Raw genomic sequence first — 2,796 nt, 5'->3', positions numbered from 1 at the left:
TTTAATCATTTGGATTTTGCTCGAAAAACATTCGAACTTTGTCCAACAAACACCGTAACGAGCGAAGCGAGTGGAGGAGAGGAGCAAAGCAACTGCTTGCTTTGCGTGAGGGATTCGAAAGCCGGAGTCCTTATTTTTTCAGCAGAAAAAATAGGCGAGGCAGGGTCGTGAAAATTTTTGAGTAACAACGAGAAAATTATTCCTGACCGAATCCCTCCCTCTCCTCATTAAAATAAAATCAAAATCCCCGCGCTTCCATAGTGCGGGGATTCATATTTGTAAAACTAGTTGCATATCCGCTTACGGCGCGGGATATTTCCAGATACCCTGAGTCCCGCCCGTTACCCAAAGTTCACGCGTCTTGGGATTCACGCGTACCGCTCCGGGTTGGCGACCGCCACCGTCTATGCCGCTGTCGCCGGGCTGAAGCGTGAGTGGTTTCCATGTCGCGCCTGCATCGGTAGAGCGCATCACCGCCATAGAAGTCTGGTAGTCCCATCGTCCGCCAGCCGCATACACTATTGTCGGATCAACGGGGTCAACCGCCACCGTGTGCGCAGACTTTGTATTTCTTTGGTCGGCGGGAAGACGGCTAGTGATATTGGTAAGCGTCCCGTTCTGCCACTGGTAGAGCTCGGTACTATGATTCCCTCTGTCGCCCACCGTTATATAGAATCGGTTTTTTGTGTGGTCATACGCAAGGTCCCACACGATATTCGGCACGGTGAATACCGAAGTCCATGTTACACCGTGGTCAAGGGATTTTACCACGGTGTTTTCTGTTCCCGGCGGGTAATCGCCTCCTCTCACGCCGTAGAGCTCTTTTGTGCCAGTGGGATTATAGGTATACACACGATTCGCGCCATCAAGTTCTCTCCATGTTGCCCCCTGATCAGCTGTCCGCCAGTTTGCCCAGAATGCAACATTCGGATTCCCGGGATCGCCTGAAACGGCGGGCTCGTTCACGTTACTGGCAGGACCGGGTCCCGTCCATGTCTTTCCGCCGTCAACAGACATATTGAGTGTCCTGTTCCCCGACCAGCCGGCATGATTCCCTCCGAAAAACAACCGGTCTTTTGAAAAAGCATACGCACCGTAACTAGATCTAATTTCAGGAAAGTTCATCCACGTATAACCACCATCCGTGCTGAATGATGAGACCCAGTCCTGCACGCCAAAAGCGATAAGGTCAGGATTAAACGGATTGAATGCCCATTTTGCCACGACAAGCGTTCCATTATACCCATCGCTGCCGTGCGAAACACGTACGCCGCCATCCGTACTTTTCAATATCCAATCACTGCTAATGAATAAGACGTTTTGATTTGTAGGATGCCACACACGACCTTTTGCATTGTGGTCATCTCCGTCGACCGTACTGTGAAAAACATCTTTCTCATCCACAATCGGCCTCGCCCACGTATTACCTCCGTCGTGCGAATACCACATTCCTTGGTCCCACCAGTATCCGGGCGGACCGTTGTAGGCGATCATCATGTAATTAGGATTTGCCGGACTAATGCGGATGCCGTAAGGGCCGATACCATAGGTCGGTAGCCCGCTTCCCACTTTTTTCGTGAACGTAAGACCGCCGTCGTTTGATACTTTGATGACATTGCCGTCCCCGTTTCCGGAAACTGCGACAAGGTCGGGTGCTGTTGATACGGCGCTCACACCTCGTAATGGTTCATTCAATATTTGTGTGAAATTACTCCCGCCATCGGTACTGCGGAAAAGACCGCTACTCTTAGCAAGGTAGACATACCCTTTTGTCGGGTGGACGGCGACAGAACCGTATGCGTATGTACTACCGTTTTGTATCTTGTTCCACGACACTCCGCCGTCAGTTGTCTTGTAGAGTCCTTCGTCAAAATTCCCGCTCGTAGACCAGTATGCGACCTTGCTCATGCCGCCGGATAAACTGGATGGATCCCAAGCGATCTCATTAACATCAAACCAGTTATCAACAACCGATTGCAGTCGCTGGCTCCACGTACGCCCGCGGTCAGTTGATAGATAGATACCGCCGGCTTCCAGATACGACAAGGACGCATCAGCGTCTGTCGCGACAACGATGACCCTGTCTGAATTATTGGGATCAATGGCGGCACTGCGACAACCACCCGCCTGCATGCCAATGTTAGCCGGTTCCCAGTTCTTGCCGCCATTGAGACTGCGATAAAAACCGGCAACGTCGTTGCAGAATATTAAAAAGTTTCCCGTTGAATCAATGGCAAGCGCGCGGCTGTTCTGTCCGCCTTCCCCGCCAGTATTCCCGCGCGCGCGGCTTTCGGCGGTGATGAGAGGAACCGCCTGCCAGCCTTTTACGCTCAGTACAGGCGCTGGTTCAGTCACGCTCACCGTCACACTCTTGGTCACCACGTCTCCCGCACCTCCTTTACAGGAAAGCGTATAGGTGGTGGTGATTACAGGAGTGAGGGTGGTGGAACCGCTTGCTGTTTTGGAGCCTGTCCAGCCATTGGAGGCGGTGCAGGAAGTGGTATTGGTGGAACTCCAGGTAAGGGTGGTGGCAGTGCCTTTCGTGAGCGTGGTTTTCGTTGCCGTAAAAGAGAGCGTTGGCGCGGGGAGTGTAGGAGTCGTGGTGGTGGCGGGAGCAGGGGTCGTTGTGAGAGCGGGAGCGGCGATAATCCCTATGGTATACGAAGCGAAGAGGTCGCCATCGGAGACGGTGGCAGTGATCTGATAGGTGCCGGCGGTGCTGAAGGTGAGGGTGGTGGTTCTCGTAGTGAGAGAGGAGAACGTAACGGAACCGGGACCTCCTGTTTTACTCCAGAG

Annotated in this window: 1 protein-coding gene; it reads right to left on the bottom strand. The window is 52.8% G+C overall.

From position 1 onward, the window contains the following. Positions 1-300: 300 nt before the first annotated feature. Positions 301-2,796, bottom strand: a 2,496-nt coding sequence (locus AAB523_02880; GenBank protein MEK7556204.1) for a hypothetical protein, incomplete at its 5' end; no start/stop codon positions are given.

This window comes from Patescibacteria group bacterium, assembly GCA_038063375.1.
Lineage (GTDB): Bacteria > Patescibacteriota > Minisyncoccia > Phycocordibacterales > JANLHH01 > JANLHH01.
Note: the sequence above shows the minus strand (reverse complement) of the source record. Positions and strands in the feature narration are given on the sequence as shown.